The following is a 19,918-nucleotide window of genomic DNA, read 5'->3' on the forward strand; positions in this document are numbered from 1 at the left end:
AAAGTTATACTATCTCTTAAATATTATATACTAAATATGCTATTCGAAAAAGAAAGTATGTAAAAAGGACCGTATACGGCCCAAAATTATATTTGAAACTTATCAAGTTGTTCTAAAAAACGTCTTGATTTCAAATAAATTCCGCAATATTCATCATAATATGTATTCAATACTAAACGCATTTGTTTTTTTGTGCTATCCTTTACCGATACATTTCCGAGCCTATGTAAATCGAAATGGAAGAAAAGACGTAATAATTTATGAACAGCTTCTCCTACCGGTATACGATATGGGTCTTGCTCTGCATGACGTGAGCACAGAAAACCGCCTTCCCTGACGGAGAAGGCGACAAAGTCTGTTTCTTGATGACAAATCGCACATGTATCAAAGTACGGGCGCATCCCTAATACCGGAAGCATTTTCGTTTGATAAATTAATGATAATACTTCTGGATCAACACCCTCACACATATAATGCAACGTTTGATATAACATTTCAAATAAATACGGATTATGTTTTTTATCTTCTGTTGCTTTATCAGTTAACTCAACAATAAATGATGCATAAGCAGTTAAAAATATATCCTCGCGAATTTCTTTCATAGTTGAAATAATCTCGCCTTGTTGCAATGTTCCAAGCCCAGATCCCATTTGAATAAGAAACTGGCCATGTGTCATTAATTGCGACACAGATGCTAATCGGCTTTTCGGTTTTTTTGCCCCTCTTGCCATTGCACTTACCTTACCAAGTTCTCTTGAGAATATTGTAACAATCTTGTTCGTTTCTCCGTAATCTGTCGTACGGATAACGATGCCCTCAACTTTTTGAAACATGTTCGTCACCATCCAAGGTTTGAACAAAACGGGTCAAGAAATTGGAGAGTCTAGATGCGCTAGCTCCTCTTCATGTTGATCCATCTCATCGTTTACGTCTTTTTCCATTTCTTTCAAAAGCAAGTACGTTTCAATGCTTCCTGTTTTGGAGAAAAACTTCCAGGTAAAATCTAGCATAAGAATCCACCTTTCTCAATAAGCGTAGCCTATAAACCAATTTCCTTTGTTGTTATTAAATTGACCCATTTTGTCCATTTTCATGTGAGAAAAATTTTTCCTAATTTATCAAAGTTCATAAAAACCAATAATCAGTGGATGAACCAACCATCCACTGATTATAGCTTGACTCTATTTTAGTACTCATCCTCGCGGAAACCTAGGTCACGAAGCTGAGACATTTTATTACGCCAATCTTTTTGCACTTTTACCCATACTTCTAAAAATACTTTAGAACCAAGTAGCGCTTCAATATCAAAACGAGCTCGCTTACCAACTTCTTTTAACATTTTCCCTTGTTTTCCGATGATGATTCCTTTTTGTGATGCACGTTCAACAACAATCGTTGCATTTATATAAACTGCACCGCCCTCACGCTTTTGAATCGCATCGATAACAACAGCCACAGAATGTGGCACTTCTTCACGTGTTAAATGTAGTACTTTCTCACGAATAAGCTCTGCAATAATAAATCTCTCCGGATGATCCGTTACTTGATTATCTGGATAGTATTGTGGTCCTTCTGGTAAATACTTTTTAATTGTTCCAATTAAAGCGTCCACATTATTACCGTCTAACGCAGAAATTGGTACAATCTCTGCAAACTCATGTAGTTTACGATATTGATCAATTAACTCTAGTAATTGCTCTGGATGAAGTTGGTCAATTTTATTAATTACTAAAAATACTGGTTGTTTCGTTTCTTTTAATTTCTCAATGATGAATTCCTCACCACGACCAAATCCTTCAACTGCATTGACCATAAACAGAACAATATCAACTTCTTTCAATGTCGTTTGAGCCATCTTTACCATGAAGTCGCCTAATTTATGTTTAGGTTTATGTATTCCTGGTGTATCAATGAAAATAACTTGTGAATCATTTTCTGTATATACACCTTGAATTTTATTACGAGTCGTTTGTGGCTTATCACTCATAATAGCAATTTTCTGGCCGATAATACGGTTTAAAAATGTAGATTTTCCAACATTCGGTCTGCCAATAATAGAGACAAAACCTGATTTATAACCTTTTCTATTCATGTAAATCCTCCGCTAAAAATGCTCCTGGTAACAATTCTCCGACTGTCGTCTCTTGAACGTCACCATGTAAATTTGATAAGTATACTTTCGTATCCTGTTTACATAATTCTACCATAACTTGTCGACATGCTCCACAAGGAGGTACTGGGCGCTTTGTATCTGCTACAACCGCAATGGCTACAAATTCTTTATCTCCTTCAGAAACCGCCTTAAATAAAGCTGTTCTTTCAGCACAATTACATAAGCCATATGATGCATTCTCAACATTACATCCACGATATACTTTTCCATCGCGCGTTAATAATGCTGCACCTACTTGAAATTTAGAATATGGTACGTACGCTTGTTTACGCGCTTCGATTGCTTCTAGAATTAATTGTTTACTATTCATATTCCCGCATCCTTCCTGTTCACAGCTATGAAGAGATACACTCTCTCATTAAAGGCCCTTACGGCACTTCCAAAGCTTAATAAAAGCTTCGGAATGCAACTATACCATATACGGTAAAAAGATAATAGCACCAATTATAACAGCTATAATTGCAAACAATAAAACCGCTCCTGCTGCAACATCCTTTGCAATTTTTGCAAACGGATGAATATCGGCAGTCGCTAAATCTACCGTTTTTTCTACAGCCGTATTTACCATTTCTAAACTCATTACACTCCCTATTACAATAAGTAATATCATCCACTCTATTTTCGTAATATGGAAATAAAAGCCGCAGCATATAACAATGACTGCGGCTAAATAATGAATTTTCATATTTCGTTCATGACGAAGACAAAAGAACATACCAGCTATAGCATATCCAAAACTATCTATAAGTTTTCCTTTTTTCATCGTCCTAATCCAAAAGCTTCTAAAATTTCTTTTTGTCTTCCGAACATTTCTTTTTCATCTTCTTCTGTCATGTGATCATAACCAAGTAAATGTAAAAAGCCATGTAACGCCAAAAATCCAAGTTCACGATCGAAAGAATGTCCGTACTCTTCAGCTTGCTCTTTCGCCCTTGGAATAGAGATAATAAGATCACCTAACATGCGCGGCATCTCTGCACCAACAATCTCCATTTCTCCTTCTCCCATCTCTTCCATAGCAAAGGATATTACATCTGTAGGTTGATCTTTATCTCGGTAATCACGATTAATTTCTCTAATGCGCTCATTATCTACAAATGTCACCGATACCTCCGCACCACCCTCGATATTTTCCATTTGAGCTGCTTTTTCTAACACTTCACGAATTAAACTCATATACTCTTCTTTTACTTCTTCTGTTTCATCAATAAAATCAATTAACAAACTCATTCTTTCTCCTTTTCTTCCGGAAGTTCCGGATATGTAATACGCGAATGGAAAATACCATTTAACGTTTCACACAACGTTTTCCCAACGATTTGTAGTTCCTTAAACGTCAAATCACATTCACTAAATTGACCGTCTTGCAATCGATCTTTAATAATACTTTGCACTAAATTATTAATTTGTTCTGGCGTTGGGTGATTCATAGAACGTACCGCAGCTTCTACACTATCAGCAATACCAACAATTGCCGATTCTTTCGAAGTTGCTTTTGAGCCCGGATAACGGAACATCTCTTCTGTATATTTTTCTTTATCTTCTTTAATCGCTTTATAATAAAAATATTTCAGTAACGTTGTACCGTGATGTTGCCCAGCGATATCAATAATTTCTTGTGGAATATGATATTCTTCAAGCATTCTTACTCCATCCGTTACGTGAGCAATTATAATATCTTTACTCGTTACAGGATCTAATTTATCATGCGGGTTTTCAATCCCCATTTGGTTTTCAATAAAGAATTGTGGTTGTACTGTTTTTCCTACATCATGATAATATGCCCCTACACGCGCTAATACACCATTTGCCCCGACTGCTTCGCAAGCAGCTTCAGAAAGATTCGCTACCATTACACTATGATGATATGTCCCTGGCGCTTCTAACAAAATTCTGCGTAAAAGCGGATGATTTGGACTTGATAGTTCCATAAGCTTCATACTTGATACGATTCCAAGTCCACTTTCTAAATATGGTAAAATCCCCATAGCCAAAACGGATGATATAATCCCTGAAAGTGAAGCCATTAATAATTGCGTACCAATTTCAAGAGGCGAAAAATTCCCATTACGTAATAATAAGAGCGCCGCCAATACAACTACATTTAATACAGAAACGAGTATACCAGCTTGTAAAATCATTGTACGACGATTTTTTTCTCTCAAGAAAATACTAACCGATAATGAACTTAACAATACGTAAATCCCTACACTATAATTTAATGTACTCGTTACTCCTTCATTAAACATAATACTTCCGCATACAGAAAAAATCATACTCGTTAAAAAGACAAATCGATCACCAATCATTAATTTCACAAGTATTGTTCCCATCGCAACCGGGACAACATATGCAATCCCTGCATATTCAAGTTTTTGAAACAAACTAATGATTTTCATTAAAACGATTGTGATAGACAAAATTGTAATATACGCTAAAACATACGGTCTATCTTCTCTTTTTCTCTTTAAAAATAATTCAAATTGTTTATGCATAAAGTATAGTAACACACCAATGAGTACCGCTAATCCAACATAAGGTTGAAAACCGTTCCCTTTTTCTAACAAGCCAACTAATTTCAACTGATTATACACATCACTTGAAATTGTTTCACCTTCTCTAACAAGAACTTGTCCTTGAAGAATATAAACAGGTGGAACTAAATCCTCCTCTGCTTTTCTCTTCTCTTTCGTTAAGATCGGGTCATAAAAATAATTCGCTGAAATTGCATATCTTCCTAGCGCCTTAATTGACTCTTTTAAACCATTATCAACATTAACACTATTCATCTCACTTACATATCGTTCTTTCGCATCTTTCAATTCGTCCATTTTAATGTGCTCAGTCATGATACTATTAATCGCTGTGACCGCAGCATCCTTCGCTAATACTAATTGGCTCGAATCTGCATTAATCAAATTTAGTAAGTTTGAATCAGATAATTCTTTCGTTAAGTCAGCCGGTAGTTTCTTTTTTAACTTGTCCACTTTCTCAGCATCAGTCATCTTTTTTTGATCATCCGGTCCAACAGCTTTAATCTCTTGCACCACTTCATCCACTTTAGCAAAGACGTCATTCACAATATCAACTTTATTTTGTTTATACTCACTTTTATATGTATATTGATCTTCAACTTTTGTAGTGGCTTCTTTTTTCTTTTTATCCGTTGTAACTTTATCTTCAATTTTTATAGGAGAATGGATTGTCTTTTTCGCAATAGAATACATGTTAACATCTAATTGCTCTGGTTTTACATTATTCATAAGCGCAAAAAACAGCACTGCTCCTAATACAACGTAAGAAATCCAACTTAGTTTTTTCGAATGTTGTAAATTACGAAACCACTTAGAAATTTCTTGAGATCTTGACATGATTTCAATACCTTCTCCTCTCCAGAAATAAAGTGAAACTATTTATAGCTTTCATTTCTTCTACCCAACGATACTTTGGGGTAACATTTTATACACCAGTACCTATAGTTTATTTTCCTTATCTTTCATGATAGTAAAAAATATGACGTTCGCCAACCTTATCATACAAAAAGAAATGATCCTGACAAATAGGATCATTCCATTTTATCATATGCCTCAATAATACGTTGCACCAATGGATGTCTGACAACGTCCGTTTGTTCTAATGTAATAAATGACAGACCTGATACACCAGATAAAATATTAGCAGCTATAGATAGCCCTGATTTTACCCCTTTTGGCAAGTCTACTTGTGAAGGGTCCCCTGTAATAACCATTTTAGAACTAAAACCTAATCTTGTTAAAAACATTTTTATTTGAGCACCCGTTGTATTTTGAGCCTCATCTAAAATAACAAATGAATCATCAAGCGTACGCCCCCTCATATAAGCAAGCGGCGCGATTTCAATTACTCCTCGCTCCATCATACGCTGCGTATATTCTTGTCCAAGAATATCATGTAAGGCATCATATAATGGGCGTAAGTATGGATCTACCTTCTCTTTCAAATCCCCTGGTAAAAAACCTAAATTTTCTCCAGCTTCTACAGCAGGTCTTGTTAGAATGATTTTCTTTACATATCCTTGTTTTAAAGCTCTCACAGCCATTACTACAGCTAAGTATGTTTTTCCAGTTCCTGCAGGCCCTATCCCAAAGACAATATCATTCTTCTTCATTGCATGAATATATCGTCTTTGCCCCATTGTTTTTACACGAATGGATTTGCCTTTTGCAGTCTTGAAAATTTCTTCTTCATATAACTCTTCAAATTGAGCAACTTTCCCTTGTTGTGCGAGCTGAATTGCATACGCAACATCTCTCTCTGAAATTGATATACTTTTACGAATTACAACAAGTAATTGCTGTAAGATTTTTTCTACGAGTGTCACCGTTTCAACTGCCCCAGATACATGAACAGTTTCTCCTCTAGTTACGATCGATACATTCAGTTCTCGTTCAATTACTTTTAAATGCGCATCATTGACTCCAAAAAGAGCGATTGCTTCGTTAGTATTTTCCAATTGTTGGTTCATTTCTACTAATTGTTCTGCCATTACTCAGTCTCCTTGAATATCGGATTCGGATATTGGTTGTGGCTCTGCAATATTTTCAATCACAGTATAATGTAATGTGACTTTTAGTTGATCCGCCTCAACCTCTTTGCTCAAAATCTTATCACTTACAATCATAGCATGTTCATCCAATTTTTTCTTTAGTTCTTTTTCGGCCATCTCTTTCGCTACTTTCAGCGCTTGCTTTTCTGTATATTCTCGGTTCGCTTCTTCCTCTTCTCTCACAACATCTTTTTCATATGCAATCGGCAGTGTAAAACCAAATAATTTCACATCATGCTTTACACTTTCAGTACGAGAGCGTTTATACTTATCATGTTGAAATCCCCATATTTTTATTTTCGTATCCCAAAATTTAAGAAAATGTTCATTGTATACATTACCAGTATACACTTGGAATTGCGTCTTTAACGGGACATCCACCTTAGATGTATACCACGTTTCGCCATACACAATACCTTTCGCTGAAACAATCGTCGGACTTTCCTCATTACCATATATTCCTGATACGAGAATCTGCCCTTTTTCCACATGATCATTTTTCAGTACAACCGGCTTTCCAACTTCTACAAACGTTTTTGTAATAATCGCTTCTTTTTTTGCTACTAAATTTTGCGGCCTTTGTTCCTTTTCTTTTTTCGGTTCGTTTTTTTCAACAATTTTAAAATGATACGTCGTTCCTCTTACTTCTAATCCCGCCCAAGTAATGGCATTAATATTATCTGTCAAATGGCGTTGTACATCTTCTACATTCGGCATTTGAAACTGTAGTTTTCCTTTTTTAATACCCATTTTATCCAATTCTTTCATCAATATATATTCTGTTTCAGGTTTTGCTCCTGTAATTTCAATTTTCCAAACCATATTGGACATTACAATCACGCCAAAAAAGAAAATTAAAAACCCAATTAAAAATCCACTGTTTTTAATTAAACGCTTATTCCAAAAAGGAAAACCATACCGTCCAATAAAATATAATTTACATTCATTTTTTCTATAAATTGGTTTTATTTTTTTCACATCGCGTAACAACATACAAAAAACTAACGTTTCATCAGCTATCTTCTTAACATCCCAAACTAATAAATTCCTCCGTACACATTCATTAACAAACCGTTCCGCTCCTCTACCTTCAATTCGCACTTTTACATATCCAAGCCACTTTATAAACCATTTATTTTTCATTTACCACCTTCACTACCTTTCTAAAAGTAGATATACTACTTTTTATTTGAAACATTAAAATAGCTCGTACTAAAATGAAACAAAGTAAAACTGTAATCGATCTCTATCAACGAAACTTTTACAGGATAAAGAAGAAAAACTTCACAAATGGAAGTTTCACTTCAATCACCTTTTTTTTCATTTTCTAAAAATGTTACTTGCTCAATTATCCCTTCGAGCAAAAGCTCTTCTGGAAGAATCGTTTTAATAACAAAGGATTGTCCTTTAATTAGTAATTGACCGTGTTTTAAAAGCAATCGCACTTCTTTATCTGAAAACACTAATAGTCCCCGATGATTTTCTATATAAATATGTATTTGCCCAACAAGAGTAATCCGAGGTAGATCCATTAATACATCCACTGGTAGGTCTACTTGTTTTGTTAACCAATTTTTCATTTGTTCTAATTTCTTCATCTCGAAAGACCCCCCTCTCATCCCATATATGTATTTCTTCACAAGTGCCTATCGTGTTATAACGACTTCACTAACATAACTATATTCTGTAAGAGTTCATATCATGTTAATAAAACAGTCGCTATATGAAATCATATTTATCGGGACAATGATGGATCAGAGGATGTGATCCTTATTAATAGAAGTATTAATACAAGAATATGCACCCCTAAGGGATATCAGTACAAGTTGCATGAAGAAATTGAGCCTAGCGAGCAGTTGGATACTAAAAAAACCCTGTTACAATTTGTTCTGGGCTTGACATAATGACCATAGAATAAGTAGTTGTCATTCATTAGACAAATGAGATAAAATCCGAAAAAGGAAATTGCTCCACTCTAAATTTCGCATTGTAAGTAAGAATATTTTATAGGTGGTTGTTATATGAATTTCAAAAAAATATTAGGATTCATTAAAAAACAAAAAAATGAATTAATAAGCGAGGAAATACGAAAGGAAATTGGATTTAGTCAAGAAATTTTGAATGTTATAAAACAAGTTACTGACAGCAGCATCCAACCCTTTTATGTAACTGATTCAAAATCTAAAATAGCTGGAGTCTCTTTCGTTACCTTTGAGGATTATGCTGAACAGCAAGTTATAAAACTTCAATCTGAGGTTCAGAAGCTTGGATACTTAGCTTTTATTTGCGAAAGAAGTTTTAGTCAAGGAAGTAAGAGTAAGTGTAGAATTGCAATTATACAAGGAAATGGCCAATTTGATATCCTTACAATCCAACAAACAAATGGTGTTAATTACGAAGTTAGCAATATAGATGTTATTTTTAAACTAAGAAAATGGAATGACCGCTATCCTTTTATCATGATCGGTGCAGATCATGACTGGGTTGATGCCATTTTTAGCGTGTTACCTACAGACGAAGAAATGCAATCTTTCGCGCAAGAAATGTATGAATTTTGTCCAGATATAGTGGAACAAGGAACAGAAAGCATTGAGGAGTTAGTCACAGAAATTAAGAAAACGAAAAAGCTTTTTTTACGGTGGGATTAATTACAACTAAGGCTGTTACCTTTTTTACATACCAGAGGCGTTTCTATCACTTACAGAAACGTTTTTAAGTAATATAGCGTTTCTCCTTAATAAGAACAATAAAAAAACGTCTCATACGAAATGAGACGTTTTTTTATGCTAATAGCTGGATAACCAACTTATTCACAAGCGATCCGTCTGTTTTACCTTTTACTTTCGGCATAACAGCAGTCATCACCTTACCCATATCTGCTTTAGAAGTCGCACCAACTTCAGAAATAACTTGCTTGATTACATCAACTAGTTCTTCTTCAGTTAATTGCTCTGGCAAATATGCGCTTAAAATCTGAATTTCACTTTGCAGTTTATTAACAAGGTCTTCACGACCAGCTTTTTTAAATTCAAGGAGGGAGTCCTTATACTGTTTTACTTCACGAGCTAAAACTGTTACTTCCTCTTCTTCAGTAAGAGTATGTTGCAGTTTAATACCTTCATTTTGTAAAGCAGCCTTAACCATACGAATAACGGTTAATTTTTCTTTTTGTTTATTCTTCATCGCTTGTTTCATATCATCGTTTAAACGACCGAGAAGACTCATAACTTACACCCTCTCTTAGAATTTACGCTTTCTTGCCGCTTCAGATTTCTTCTTACGTTTTACACTTGGTTTTTCATAAAACTCGCGCTTTCTTGCTTCAGCAAGTGTACCAGTTTTAGAAACCGATCTTTTAAAACGGCGAAGTGCATCCTCCAAAGACTCGTTTTTACGAACGACTGTTTTTGACATTCTCTTTCCCTCCCTCCGAAACATCACACTTACATACTAACTTCAGCATGCAAAAAGAAACACTTCTTCAGCATGTCTTTTACGATTATAATACATTTTATCACTTCAGGTCAACTATTTGGCAGAATAAAAGAAGAATAGAAGCATTTCCTTTTCAAAAGTTAAGCAAATAGCTAGTATCCTTCACTGATGAAGACAACTATATTTTTATCGTTTCATCTTTTTTCATACAGGGATGCACGAAACGCCTTCCCACCTTCTAGTACTTAACCGCTTCAAATAAAGAAAGCATGCAAACCGTTTCCGGTTGCACGCTCTTTTTATGCGCTTGCTGATTCTTTTTTCACATCATCTTCAAGAACACGAACAAATTGCGCTTCGTTATATGGATAACCAGATTTCGTAATTTTTACTTTCACTAGCTTACCAATTAATTCTTCTGATCCTTCAAATACAATTTTCAAGTAGTTATCTGTATAACCTACATATAACCCTTCACGGTCGCCCTCTTTAAATTGCTCTTCCGGAATGATTTCAAGCACTTCACCTTCAAACGCTGATGCGTACTCTTTCGCTAATTGATTAGATAGCTCAATTAAACGATGAACACGATCGTTCTTCACATCTTCAGGAACTTGATCTTCCATGCGTGCTGCAGGTGTTCCTGTACGTTTTGAGTAAGGGAACACATGCAATTCAGAGAAGCGGTTCTCTTTAATAAAATTGTATGTTTCCATGAATTCTTCTTCTGTTTCACCTGGGAAACCAACGATTACGTCAGATGTAATCGCAAGGCCTGGTAACGCTTCTTTCAAACGATCTAAACGCTCTTGGAAGAACTCCATCGTATATTTACGACGCATACGTTTTAATACAGTATTAGAACCAGATTGCAACGGAATATGCAAGTGGCGTACAACTACTTCAGATTTATCTAACACTTCAATTACTTCATCTGAAATTTGACTCGCTTCAATAGAAGAAATACGAAGACGTTTTAATCCGCCTACTTCCGCTTCCATATCACGAAGTAATCCAGCTAAGTTATAATCTTTTATGTCTTCGCCGTATCCACCTGTATGAATACCCGTTAATACGATTTCTTTATAGCCTGCATCCACTAATTGTTGTGCTTGTTTAATAACTTCTTTTCCATCACGAGAACGCATTAAACCACGCGCCCAAGGAATGATACAGAATGTACAGAAGTTATTGCAACCCTCTTGTATTTTTAAAGACGCACGTGTACGATCCGTGAAATAAGGTACATCAAGTTCTTCGTACACACGTGTTTTCATAATATTACGGACAGCATTAATTGGTTGACGCTCTTTACGGAATTCTTCGATGTAACCTAACATCTTTTCACGATCCTGTGTACCAACTACAATATCTACACCTGGAATCGCCATAATTTCAGCTGGAGATGTTTGTGCATAACATCCCGTTACGCAAATAACTGCATCTGGATTTTGACGCACAGCACGTCTAATTACTTGACGGCTTTTTTTGTCCCCAGTATTCGTTACTGTACATGTGTTAATAACATATACATCAGCTTTCTTTTCATATTCTGTTCTTTCATAACCACCTTGTTTAAACAATTGCCAAATGGCTTCTGTTTCATAATGGTTTACTTTACAACCTAACGTATGGAACGCAACAGTTGACATTGATCATCACCCCATCAATTCAAAATGATACGAAGCAGCACTTAACGCGTATAACGGCGCCGTTTCTGTTCTTAAAATTCTTGGTCCTAAACTACATGGTACAAATTTATGTTCACGAAGCGCTGTAATCTCTTCCTCAGCTAAACCGCCTTCTGGGCCAAATACAATCAATAGCTTTTGATCTGGTTTCATTGTCGTTAAAGCTTTCGCAAAATTAGATTTCTCGCCTTGTTTTGCTTCCTCTTCGTAAGCAACAAGACAAACATCATACTCACCACTCATTGAAAGCAATTGCTTAAATGATGCCGGAGCATGTACTTCTGGAATTTCACTTCTATGTGATTGTTCCGCAGCTTCTTTCACAATTTTTCTTAAACGCTCAACTTTTTTATCAGCTTTTTTCGCATCCCATTTTACGATAGAGCGAGATGCTTGAAATGGTAAGAATGCAGCTGCCCCAAGCTCAGTTCCTTTTTGAAAAATTAACTCTAGCTTGTCTCCTTTTGGCAGTCCACTTGCAATCGTCACGAAAACAGGAAGTTCACTTGACGCCTCTACCCATTCTACAATAGCCGTATTAATAAATTCACTGGTAATTTCATCAATTGAACATACTGCTGTTTTTCCGTTTACACAGCAATAAATATGATCACCAGCTGACATACGCATCACTCTTGCGATATGATGTACGTCATCACCTACAATGCGAATACTTGTCTCATTTACATATTTCTCTTCTACAAAATAACGTTGCATATAATCACCTTAGTAGAGTTTCGTTCCTTTCGTAAGTCAACACTTACGAAAAGAACGAAACGTTATCATTTTTCATATAACAAACGGCAAGTCCCTCACCTTATAGTGAGAGACTCCCCTTTTCATTATAGACTAAAATCTATATTACGCATTTCGTGCAATAATTGCTACCCAATCTTCCATTCGTAACACTTCTTCAATTGTAAATCCAGCTTGTTCTAACGCCTCAGAAATTACTTTTTCCTTCGCAGCAATAATGCCCGATGTAATAAATAATCCACCTGACTTCACAACTCTTGCTGCATCTTCAGGGAATAATAGAATAATCTCTGCTAATAAGTTAGCTACGATTAAATCAACAGGACCTTCAATACCTTCTAAAAGACTATTTTGTCCAACAGACACGATATCATCTGTTTTATTTAAACGTACATTCATTTCTGCACTTTCAACCGCAACCGGATCTAAATCATATGCTTGAACAGAAGACGCACCTAATTTTGCAGCCGCAATACTAAGTACACCAGAACCTGTTCCTACATCAATAATAGTGTCACCTGGCTGTACTGTTTTTTCTAAAGCACGGATACACATCGTTGTTGTTGGATGAGTTCCTGTACCAAATGCCATACCCGGGTCTAATTCAATGATTTTTTCATCAGGAGAAGATGGTGTATATTCTTCCCAAGTCGGTACGATTGTGAATGTATCAGAAATTTGTACTGGATGGTAATATTTTTTCCAAGCAGTAGCCCAATCTTCTTCATTGACTTCGTTAACGGTAATATTTCCAGTACCAATTTCGATGTCGTAAGATGGAAGCACATCAATAGATGATTTTACACCTGCAATCGTTTCATGTAAAGAATCCGTTTGCGGGAAATACGCTTTTATTAATACACCTTCCGCCGGATATTCATCTGGGTTCAATGCATAAATTTCACCATATTGTTGCTCGCGCTCTTTCGTTAACTCCGCTGGATCCTCAATTGCAACTCCGCTAGCACCAGCTTCATGTAAAATATGAGAGACAGCTTCTACTGCTTCTTCTGTTGTATGAATACTAATTTCTGACCATTTCACAATTTACCAACTCCATTTTTTATTTCCATTATTCCCCTTTGAAAGCACGTTTAAGCTTTCCGAATAAACTATCATCCTGCTCTTCTTGTCCTGCAAATTCACGTAATAAATCTTTTTGCTGTGAAGTTAATTTCGTCGGTACAACAACGCGAACGACTACATATTGATCTCCTTGACCGTATCCACGTACGTTCGGAGCACCTTTTCCTTTTAGGCGGAATTCTGTTCCTGTTTGTGTTCCTGCTGGAATTTTCAGCTTCACTTTACCATGAACAGTAGGAACTTCTACTTCATCACCAAGTGCCATTTGTGCAAATGTTAATGGCATTTCACAAATAATATGATCTCCTTCACGCTCGAAGAATTCATGATTTCTTACATGAACGACAACATATAAGTCTCCTGCTGGTCCACCGTTTACGCCAGCTTCACCTTTTCCAGACACACGAATTTGTTGACCATTATCGATACCTGCTGGAATTTTAACATTGATTTTTTTACGTTTACGAACTTTACCTGAACCGTGACATGTCGTACATTTTTCTTTAATCATTTGCCCAGTTCCTGAACAATGACCACAAGCTTGACGGTTCACAATACGACCAAACGGTGTATTTTGTTCTACACTCACTTGACCTGATCCTGAACAATGTTTACATGTTTCTTTTGAAGTTCCTGGTTTTGCTCCACTACCTTTACAAGTATCACATGGATCTTCTACTGGAATTTCTACATTTAATTCCTTACCAAAAATAGCTTCTTCAAAATCTAAAGTGACTTGATATTGTAAGTCAGCACCTTGGCGCGGAGCATTTGGATCACGACGTCTACCGCCGCCACCGCCAAAGAAAGAACTAAATATATCTTCAAAACCGAAGCCACCGCCGAAGTCTCCTCCGCCGCCAAATCCACCGAATCCTTGATTTGCACCAGCATGACCAAATTGATCGTACTGTGCACGCTTTTGATCATCACTTAACACTTCGTATGCTTCTTGTACTTCTTTAAACTTTTCAATTGCATTTTCTTCTTTGCTTACGTCTGGATGGTATTTTTTAGCCAAACGACGATACGCTTTTTTAATTTCATCTGTTGAAGCGCCCTTGCTAAGTCCAAGGACCTCATAATAGTCTCGTTTACTCATAAATTTACAACCCCCGAATCTTTCACATAAACGTAATTTTAACACCGAAAGAAAGTGCTTTGCAACAAAGTTTCCTCACTTACAGTATGCAAAGCGAAAAACTTAAGATCCTCACACATCGCTTCTCATTCGTGAAAAAAGCCAAAGTCAAGGCACGCTTGACTTTGACTTTTTGTCATCTTACTTATTATGTTTACAGTTGAATTACTTGTCTTCTTTTACTTCTTCAAACTCAGCGTCAACTACATTGTCTTTCTTTGCGCCAGCGTCTTGTGCACCTTGCGCACCTTCCGCTTGGCCAGCAGCTGCTTGAGCTTGCTCGTATAATTTAACAGTTAATTGTTGTACGATTTCTTGTAAAGCATCTTTTTTCGCACGAATTTCTTCAAGCTCGTTTTTCTCAATTGCAGCTTGTAATGCTTCTTTCGCTTCTGTTGCTTTTGCAACTTCAGCTGCATCTACTTTACCTTCTAAATCTTTTACAACTTTGTCTGTTTGGAATACAAGTTGGTCAGCTTCGTTACGAAGTTCAACTTCTTCCTTACGTTTTTGGTCAGCGTCAGCATTTGCTTCCGCTTCTTGTACCATACGTTCTACTTCTTCATCAGAAAGACCTGAAGAAGATTGGATTGTAATAGCTTGCTCTTTGCTTGTTCCTAAGTCTTTCGCACGTACGTTAACGATACCGTTCGCATCAATATCGAATGTTACTTCGATTTGCGGAATACCACGTGGTGCTGGTGGAAGGTCAGTTAATTGGAAACGACCTAACGTTTTGTTGTCAGCTGACATTGGACGCTCACCTTGTAATACGTGAATGTCTACTGCTGGTTGATTATCAGCAGCTGTCGAGAATACTTGTGACTTACTTGTTGGAATTGTAGTGTTACGCTCGATTAATTTCGTGAACACGCCACCCATAGTTTCAATACCTAAAGAAAGTGGAGTTACGTCTAATAATAGAACGCCTTCTACATCACCAGTAAGTACGCCACCTTGAACTGCAGCACCTAATGCTACAACTTCATCAGGGTTTACACCTTTATATGGCTCTTTACCAGTTTCACGTTTAATAGCTTCTTGTACAGCTGGGATACGAGTAGATCCACCAACAAGAATAACTTTATCTAATTCGCTTGGAGCAAAACCAGCGTCTTTTAATGCACGACGAGTTGGCTCTAATGTTCTTTCAACAAGACCTGCTGAAAGCTCTTCGAATTTCGCTCTTGTTAACGTTAATTCTAAGTGTAATGGACCAGCAGCTCCAGCACTAATGAATGGTAATGAAATTTGAGTTTGTGTTACACCAGAAAGATCTTTTTTCGCTTTTTCAGCTGCATCTTTCAAGCGTTGAAGCGCCATTTTATCTTGGCTTAAATCAATGTTATTTTCTTTTTTGAACTCAGCTACTAAGTGATCGATGATAACTTGGTCAAAGTCATCGCCACCAAGACGGTTGTCACCAGCAGTTGAAATAACTTCGAATGTGCCGTCTGCTAACTCAAGGATAGATACGTCAAATGTACCGCCACCTAAGTCATACACTAAGATTTTTTGTTCTTCATCTTGTTTTTCTAAACCGTAAGCAAGTGCTGCTGCTGTTGGCTCGTTAATGATACGCTCAACTTCTAAACCAGCGATACGACCAGCATCTTTCGTTGCTTGACGCTCTGCATCGTTGAAGTATGCAGGTACTGTAATAACAGCTTTCGTTACTGTTTCACCTAAGTATGCTTCAGCAGAAGCTTTTAAGTTTTGTAAAATGATTGCAGAAATTTCTTGAGGTGTGTAATCTTTACCTTCAACTTCTACTTTGTAGTCTGTACCCATATGACGTTTAACAGACATGATTGTATTTGGGTTTGTAATTGCTTGACGCTTTGCAACTTCCCCAACTTGACGTTCTTCATTTTTGAAAGCTACAACAGAAGGTGTTGTACGGTTTCCTTCTGGATTTGGGATAACCTTTGGTTCTCCACCTTCCATAACAGCTACACAAGAGTTTGTTGTACCTAAGTCAATACCGATAATTTTACTCATGGCTAATCCTCCTACTTTTATGTAAATTATTGATTTACTTTTACCATTGATGGGCGAATTACACGATCTTTTAGTTTATAACCTTTTTGGAATTCTTCCACAACCGCGTTTGATTCAAATTCACTGTCTTCCACTTGCATAATAGCTTGGTGTTCATTAGGATCAAACTGTTTACCAACAGCTCCAATCACTTCCACACCTTCTTTAGTCAACGCTTCTAACAATTGACGATGCACCATTTCCATACCTTGTAATAAGGATTTCGTTTGCTCATCAGTTGCTTCCACTTGCATCGCTCTTTCAAAATTATCAAGAGCTGGCAAAATGTCTGAAACTAGACTTTGTGCTCTATATTTTTCAGCAGCCTGTTTATCCATTTGGACGCGGCGCTTATAATTTTCAAAATCAGCTTGTAGACGTAATGTGCGACCTTCCGTTTCCGTTAGTTTCGCTTGTAACTCATCTACTTTTTCTTGTAAAAGAGCAGCCTCACTTTTTTCTTCTACAGTTTCTTCACTGTTTTCTGGCGTGACAGCTTCTTCAACTTGCGCTTCTTTTACTTCTTCTACCACTTGTTCGTTACGCTCTTCCACAATATTCACCTCCTTAAAAGGTATTAGGTATCATGTATAGCATGATTACCTAAGATTATATATTACACACAGCAATGAAAATTTCATCACTTGAGCGAATGTATTACTCTCATTTACTTTTTAAGTCCATCTGTAAATTGTCTCGTAAATAACTGTAACAAACTAATTACCCGAGAGTATTGCATTCTTGTCGGACCTAAAATAGCAATTGTTCCAAGCTGTTCTTCTCCAATCGAATATGTTGCAGAAATTAAACTGCAATCCTCCATAGCCGTCGCAGAGTTTTCCCTACCAATTTTCACTTGAATACCTACTTGTTTATGACGCAAAATGTCATAAAACTCGGCTTCATTATCGATCATCGTCAATAAGGACCTTACTTTGTGAATGTCATGGAACTCTGGTTGCGAAAGCATATTTGCTTTTCCTCCAAAGTATATCTTTTCCGATAAAGGAACTTGAAATGTACCATCTAACATTCTTATTGCACTATCGTAATTATGAACATACCCACGTAAAACTGTAACAATCTCTTTAAAGATTTTGTTATGCAGTTCTGCCATTGGTACGCCTGATAGCTTTTCATTTAAAATATTAACCATTTTTTCTAAATCTGATAAATCAACAGATTCCGGAACGGTAATCGTTTTGCTTTGTACATGCCCTGTATCCGTTACAATAATAGCGACTGCAGTTTGACGATCAAGCGGCACAATTTGTACGTTTTTAAGTTTATTTGTGCTTAACTTCGGTCCGAGAACAATGGCCGTATAATTTGTAAGCTCTGATAAAATTTGAGCCGATTGCTGTGCAATCTTTTCTGCTTCAAAAATTCTTTCAGCAAATAAATCTTTAATTTGTACAATTTCATCGTTCGGTAAGTTTTGCGGCGCTAAAAGATGGTCTACATAAAATCGGTATCCTTTCTCAGAAGGAACACGTCCAGAAGAACTATGCGTTTTCTCAATAAATCCTAGCTCCTCTAAATCAGCCATTTCATTTCGAATAGTAGCTGAACTAAACGTAATTTCATCTTTCTTAGCCAACGTCCTAGACCCAACAGGTTGCGCTGATCCAATAAAGTCATCAATAATTGTTTGTAAAATTAAGAGCTGACGTTCCGTAAGCATCTCATCATCACCTCTGTTAGCACTCTTTCTCTTCGAGTGCTAAATCTATTAATAACTTACCAAAATTGACATTCAATTGTCAACGGAAACGTCACGAAATAATGAAATTTTTTCACGTTAATGGAACATTTAATTAGTCAATTAAAAATGATTGGAATACTTCATTCCCTAATAATTTTCCTTTTCGCGTTAAACGTACATATCCACCTCCATCGCTCTCTTCAAGCAATCCTTGTTCTTGGTTGTTTTGTAACTGCTTCGCGAAAACTTGATCCATCTCCATATTAAATTTCTTTTGAAACGCTATTTTAGATACACCTTTTGTTTTTCGAAGTCCTAAGAACAACTCTTCTTCCATCTTTTCTTTCTCCGTCACCACGTGAACATTTAAATACGGAAATCCTGTTTCATCAATTTTATTAAAATATTGCTTCAGCGGACCTACATTTTGAATACGTTCCCCATTCACATAACTATGAGCTCCAGCTCCAAAGCCATAATACTCTTCATTATTCCAGTATGTGAGATTATGTCTACTTTTATTGTCACCTTTTGAGAAATTACTAATTTCATACTGGTTATAACCGTGTTTCTCCATTTCATCCATTACCATTTCATACATTTTCGCTTCATGGTCTTCACCCGGAAGACGCAATTTCCCTTTATTCATTAAGTTATAAAACACTGTTTTAGGTTCCACAATTAATGAATATGCCGAGAAATGTTGTACACCAAGCGTAAAAGCAATATCTAATGTTTCCTTCACATCTTCTATCGTTTGTCCTGGCAAAGCATAAATAATATCTACATTAATATTTTTAAAGCCTACTTCCTGAGCTTCTCGAATCGCTAGGAATGCATCTTCCCTCGTATGCTTGCGCCCGATTTTCTCAAGCAGTTCATCACGGAACGTTTGCACACCAAAACTAATTCGATTCACTCCACCTTCTAGTAGTACATTCAACTTCTCTTTCGGTAGATCTCCTGGATTCGCTTCAAATGTCAATTCACAATTCGGAGCAAACGGACGCAAATGACGATTAATAATCTCGAGTAATTTTTTTGTCTGTTCCATATTTAACGCTGTCGGAGTTCCACCGCCCACAAAAATCGTTTTCATACTATCAAACGGAACTTTTTGAACCGTATTTATTATTTCCTTCTCTAAATAATCTAAATATTGATCAACCGGTTGGCGTTCAATAAACACTTTATTAAAATCACAATAGTGACAAATGTGCTGACAAAACGGAATATGAATATATGCAGCTTGTACCAAATATAACTCCTACCTTTCTAAAAAGAAAACCTCCGCACTCCGGAGGAT

At 36.5% G+C, this 19,918-nt stretch carries 21 protein-coding genes; 1 reads left to right on the forward strand and 20 read right to left on the reverse strand.

What is annotated here, in order from left to right; translation table 11 throughout:
• Nucleotides 1–86: 86 nt before the first annotated feature.
• From recO to yqfC, 10 genes are all read right to left on the reverse strand, one after another.
• Nucleotides 87–833: a DNA repair protein RecO gene (gene recO, locus JFU02_RS12815; RefSeq protein WP_000487013.1), complete on the reverse strand. Its 747-nt coding sequence runs from the start codon at nt 831–833 to the stop codon at nt 87–89.
• A 33-nt stretch (nt 834–866) separates the two neighbouring features.
• Nucleotides 867–1,010, reverse strand: coding sequence for a YqzL family protein (locus JFU02_RS12820; RefSeq protein WP_000883924.1), 144 nt, complete (start codon nt 1,008–1,010; stop codon nt 867–869).
• Nucleotides 1,011–1,186: 176 nt separating this feature from the next.
• A complete protein-coding gene (gene era, locus JFU02_RS12825) occupies nt 1,187–2,092 on the reverse strand; it encodes a GTPase Era (RefSeq protein WP_001080237.1) in 906 nt (301 codons plus the stop codon).
• On the reverse strand, nt 2,085–2,483 hold the full coding sequence (locus JFU02_RS12830; protein ID WP_001086281.1) for a cytidine deaminase: 399 nt from the start codon (nt 2,481–2,483) through the stop codon (nt 2,085–2,087). Before JFU02_RS12830 ends, era begins: the two co-directional genes overlap by 8 nt.
• 99 nt (nt 2,484–2,582) lie before the next feature.
• Nucleotides 2,583–2,936: a diacylglycerol kinase family protein gene (locus JFU02_RS12835; RefSeq protein WP_000715475.1), complete on the reverse strand. Its 354-nt coding sequence runs from the start codon at nt 2,934–2,936 to the stop codon at nt 2,583–2,585.
• A complete protein-coding gene (ybeY, locus tag JFU02_RS12840) occupies nt 2,933–3,403 on the reverse strand; it encodes an rRNA maturation RNase YbeY (RefSeq protein ID WP_000054686.1) in 471 nt (156 codons plus the stop codon). Before ybeY ends, JFU02_RS12835 begins: the two co-directional genes overlap by 4 nt.
• Nucleotides 3,400–5,544, reverse strand: a complete 2,145-nt coding sequence (locus tag JFU02_RS12845; RefSeq protein WP_000091517.1) for an HD family phosphohydrolase — start codon at nt 5,542–5,544, stop codon at nt 3,400–3,402. The genes ybeY and JFU02_RS12845 overlap by 4 nt, the downstream gene beginning before the upstream one ends.
• A gap of 194 nt (nt 5,545–5,738) precedes the next feature.
• A complete protein-coding gene (locus JFU02_RS12850) occupies nt 5,739–6,698 on the reverse strand; it encodes a PhoH family protein (protein WP_000840522.1) in 960 nt (319 codons plus the stop codon).
• Nucleotides 6,699–6,701: 3 nt separating this feature from the next.
• The gene (yqfD, locus tag JFU02_RS12855) at nt 6,702–7,901 is read right to left on the reverse strand and encodes a sporulation protein YqfD (protein WP_097888666.1); all 1,200 of its coding nucleotides are present in this window, start codon (nt 7,899–7,901) and stop codon (nt 6,702–6,704) included.
• A 161-nt stretch (nt 7,902–8,062) separates the two neighbouring features.
• On the reverse strand, nt 8,063–8,356 hold the full coding sequence (yqfC, locus tag JFU02_RS12860; RefSeq protein WP_000732269.1) for a sporulation protein YqfC: 294 nt from the start codon (nt 8,354–8,356) through the stop codon (nt 8,063–8,065).
• A gap of 423 nt (nt 8,357–8,779) precedes the next feature.
• Between yqfC and JFU02_RS12865 the strand changes: the two genes are divergently transcribed.
• Nucleotides 8,780–9,406 (forward strand): DUF4253 domain-containing protein, encoded by a 627-nt coding sequence (locus JFU02_RS12865; RefSeq protein ID WP_001009614.1) that lies wholly within the window; start codon nt 8,780–8,782, stop codon nt 9,404–9,406.
• Between the two features lie 133 nt (nt 9,407–9,539).
• Here JFU02_RS12865 and JFU02_RS12870 read toward each other — a convergent pair whose 3' ends face one another.
• From JFU02_RS12870 to hemW, 10 genes are all read right to left on the reverse strand, one after another.
• The gene (locus tag JFU02_RS12870; RefSeq protein WP_000054582.1) at nt 9,540–9,983 is read right to left on the reverse strand and encodes a GatB/YqeY domain-containing protein; all 444 of its coding nucleotides are present in this window, start codon (nt 9,981–9,983) and stop codon (nt 9,540–9,542) included.
• 15 nt (nt 9,984–9,998) lie between these two features.
• Nucleotides 9,999–10,172 carry a 30S ribosomal protein S21 gene (gene rpsU, locus JFU02_RS12875; RefSeq protein ID WP_000048061.1) on the reverse strand — a complete coding sequence of 58 codons (174 nt, stop codon included), beginning with the start codon at nt 10,170–10,172 and terminating at the stop codon, nt 9,999–10,001.
• A gap of 320 nt (nt 10,173–10,492) precedes the next feature.
• Entirely contained in the window at nt 10,493–11,845 is a 1,353-nt protein-coding gene (mtaB, locus tag JFU02_RS12880) for a tRNA (N(6)-L-threonylcarbamoyladenosine(37)-C(2))-methylthiotransferase MtaB (protein WP_000108681.1), read from the reverse strand.
• Between the two features lie 6 nt (nt 11,846–11,851).
• Nucleotides 11,852–12,601: a 16S rRNA (uracil(1498)-N(3))-methyltransferase gene (locus JFU02_RS12885; RefSeq protein WP_001190158.1), complete on the reverse strand. Its 750-nt coding sequence runs from the start codon at nt 12,599–12,601 to the stop codon at nt 11,852–11,854.
• 144 nt (nt 12,602–12,745) lie between these two features.
• Nucleotides 12,746–13,684 carry a 50S ribosomal protein L11 methyltransferase gene (gene prmA, locus JFU02_RS12890; RefSeq protein WP_000872103.1) on the reverse strand — a complete coding sequence of 313 codons (939 nt, stop codon included), beginning with the start codon at nt 13,682–13,684 and terminating at the stop codon, nt 12,746–12,748.
• Between the two features lie 28 nt (nt 13,685–13,712).
• Nucleotides 13,713–14,828 carry a chaperone protein DnaJ gene (gene dnaJ, locus JFU02_RS12895; protein ID WP_000043950.1) on the reverse strand — a complete coding sequence of 372 codons (1,116 nt, stop codon included), beginning with the start codon at nt 14,826–14,828 and terminating at the stop codon, nt 13,713–13,715.
• 204 nt (nt 14,829–15,032) lie between these two features.
• A complete protein-coding gene (gene dnaK, locus JFU02_RS12900) occupies nt 15,033–16,868 on the reverse strand; it encodes a chaperone protein DnaK (RefSeq protein WP_000034700.1) in 1,836 nt (611 codons plus the stop codon).
• Nucleotides 16,869–16,894: 26 nt separating this feature from the next.
• The gene (gene grpE / locus JFU02_RS12905; RefSeq protein ID WP_000392712.1) at nt 16,895–17,461 is read right to left on the reverse strand and encodes a nucleotide exchange factor GrpE; all 567 of its coding nucleotides are present in this window, start codon (nt 17,459–17,461) and stop codon (nt 16,895–16,897) included.
• A 113-nt stretch (nt 17,462–17,574) separates the two neighbouring features.
• Nucleotides 17,575–18,591 carry a heat-inducible transcriptional repressor HrcA gene (hrcA, locus tag JFU02_RS12910; RefSeq protein ID WP_000954948.1) on the reverse strand — a complete coding sequence of 339 codons (1,017 nt, stop codon included), beginning with the start codon at nt 18,589–18,591 and terminating at the stop codon, nt 17,575–17,577.
• Between the two features lie 133 nt (nt 18,592–18,724).
• Complete coding sequence (gene hemW / locus JFU02_RS12915; RefSeq protein ID WP_061666284.1) at nt 18,725–19,870, reverse strand: radical SAM family heme chaperone HemW; 1,146 nt, start codon at nt 19,868–19,870, stop codon at nt 18,725–18,727.
• Between the last annotated feature and the right edge of the window lie 48 nt (nt 19,871–19,918).

The sequence above is a fragment of the Bacillus sp. TH13 genome (assembly GCF_016651175.1).
In the GTDB taxonomy this organism is placed as follows: Bacteria; Bacillota; Bacilli; order Bacillales; family Bacillaceae_G; genus Bacillus_A; species Bacillus_A thuringiensis_S.

What these genes read in the sequence shown, in the direction of transcription:
- recO (WP_000487013.1), bottom strand. Translation starts at nt 833, where the DNA reads ATGTTTCAAAAAGTTGAGGGCATCGTTATCCGTACGACAGATTACGGA.
- JFU02_RS12820 (WP_000883924.1), bottom strand. Translation starts at nt 1,010, where the DNA reads ATGCTAGATTTTACCTGGAAGTTTTTCTCCAAAACAGGAAGCATTGAA.
- era (WP_001080237.1), bottom strand. Translation starts at nt 2,092, where the DNA reads ATGAATAGAAAAGGTTATAAATCAGGTTTTGTCTCTATTATTGGCAGA.
- JFU02_RS12830 (WP_001086281.1), bottom strand. Translation starts at nt 2,483, where the DNA reads ATGAATAGTAAACAATTAATTCTAGAAGCAATCGAAGCGCGTAAACAA.
- JFU02_RS12835 (WP_000715475.1), bottom strand. Translation starts at nt 2,936, where the DNA reads ATGAAAAAAGGAAAACTTATAGATAGTTTTGGATATGCTATAGCTGGT.
- ybeY (WP_000054686.1), bottom strand. Translation starts at nt 3,403, where the DNA reads ATGAGTTTGTTAATTGATTTTATTGATGAAACAGAAGAAGTAAAAGAA.
- JFU02_RS12845 (WP_000091517.1), bottom strand. Translation starts at nt 5,544, where the DNA reads ATGTCAAGATCTCAAGAAATTTCTAAGTGGTTTCGTAATTTACAACAT.
- JFU02_RS12850 (WP_000840522.1), bottom strand. Translation starts at nt 6,698, where the DNA reads ATGGCAGAACAATTAGTAGAAATGAACCAACAATTGGAAAATACTAAC.
- yqfD (WP_097888666.1), bottom strand. Translation starts at nt 7,901, where the DNA reads ATGAAAAATAAATGGTTTATAAAGTGGCTTGGATATGTAAAAGTGCGA.
- yqfC (WP_000732269.1), bottom strand. Translation starts at nt 8,356, where the DNA reads ATGAAGAAATTAGAACAAATGAAAAATTGGTTAACAAAACAAGTAGAC.
- JFU02_RS12865 (WP_001009614.1), top strand. Translation starts at nt 8,780, where the DNA reads ATGAATTTCAAAAAAATATTAGGATTCATTAAAAAACAAAAAAATGAA.
- JFU02_RS12870 (WP_000054582.1), bottom strand. Translation starts at nt 9,983, where the DNA reads ATGAGTCTTCTCGGTCGTTTAAACGATGATATGAAACAAGCGATGAAG.
- rpsU (WP_000048061.1), bottom strand. Translation starts at nt 10,172, where the DNA reads ATGTCAAAAACAGTCGTTCGTAAAAACGAGTCTTTGGAGGATGCACTT.
- mtaB (WP_000108681.1), bottom strand. Translation starts at nt 11,845, where the DNA reads ATGTCAACTGTTGCGTTCCATACGTTAGGTTGTAAAGTAAACCATTAT.
- JFU02_RS12885 (WP_001190158.1), bottom strand. Translation starts at nt 12,601, where the DNA reads ATGCAACGTTATTTTGTAGAAGAGAAATATGTAAATGAGACAAGTATT.
- dnaJ (WP_000043950.1), bottom strand. Translation starts at nt 14,828, where the DNA reads ATGAGTAAACGAGACTATTATGAGGTCCTTGGACTTAGCAAGGGCGCT.
- dnaK (WP_000034700.1), bottom strand. Translation starts at nt 16,868, where the DNA reads ATGAGTAAAATTATCGGTATTGACTTAGGTACAACAAACTCTTGTGTA.
- hrcA (WP_000954948.1), bottom strand. Translation starts at nt 18,591, where the DNA reads ATGCTTACGGAACGTCAGCTCTTAATTTTACAAACAATTATTGATGAC.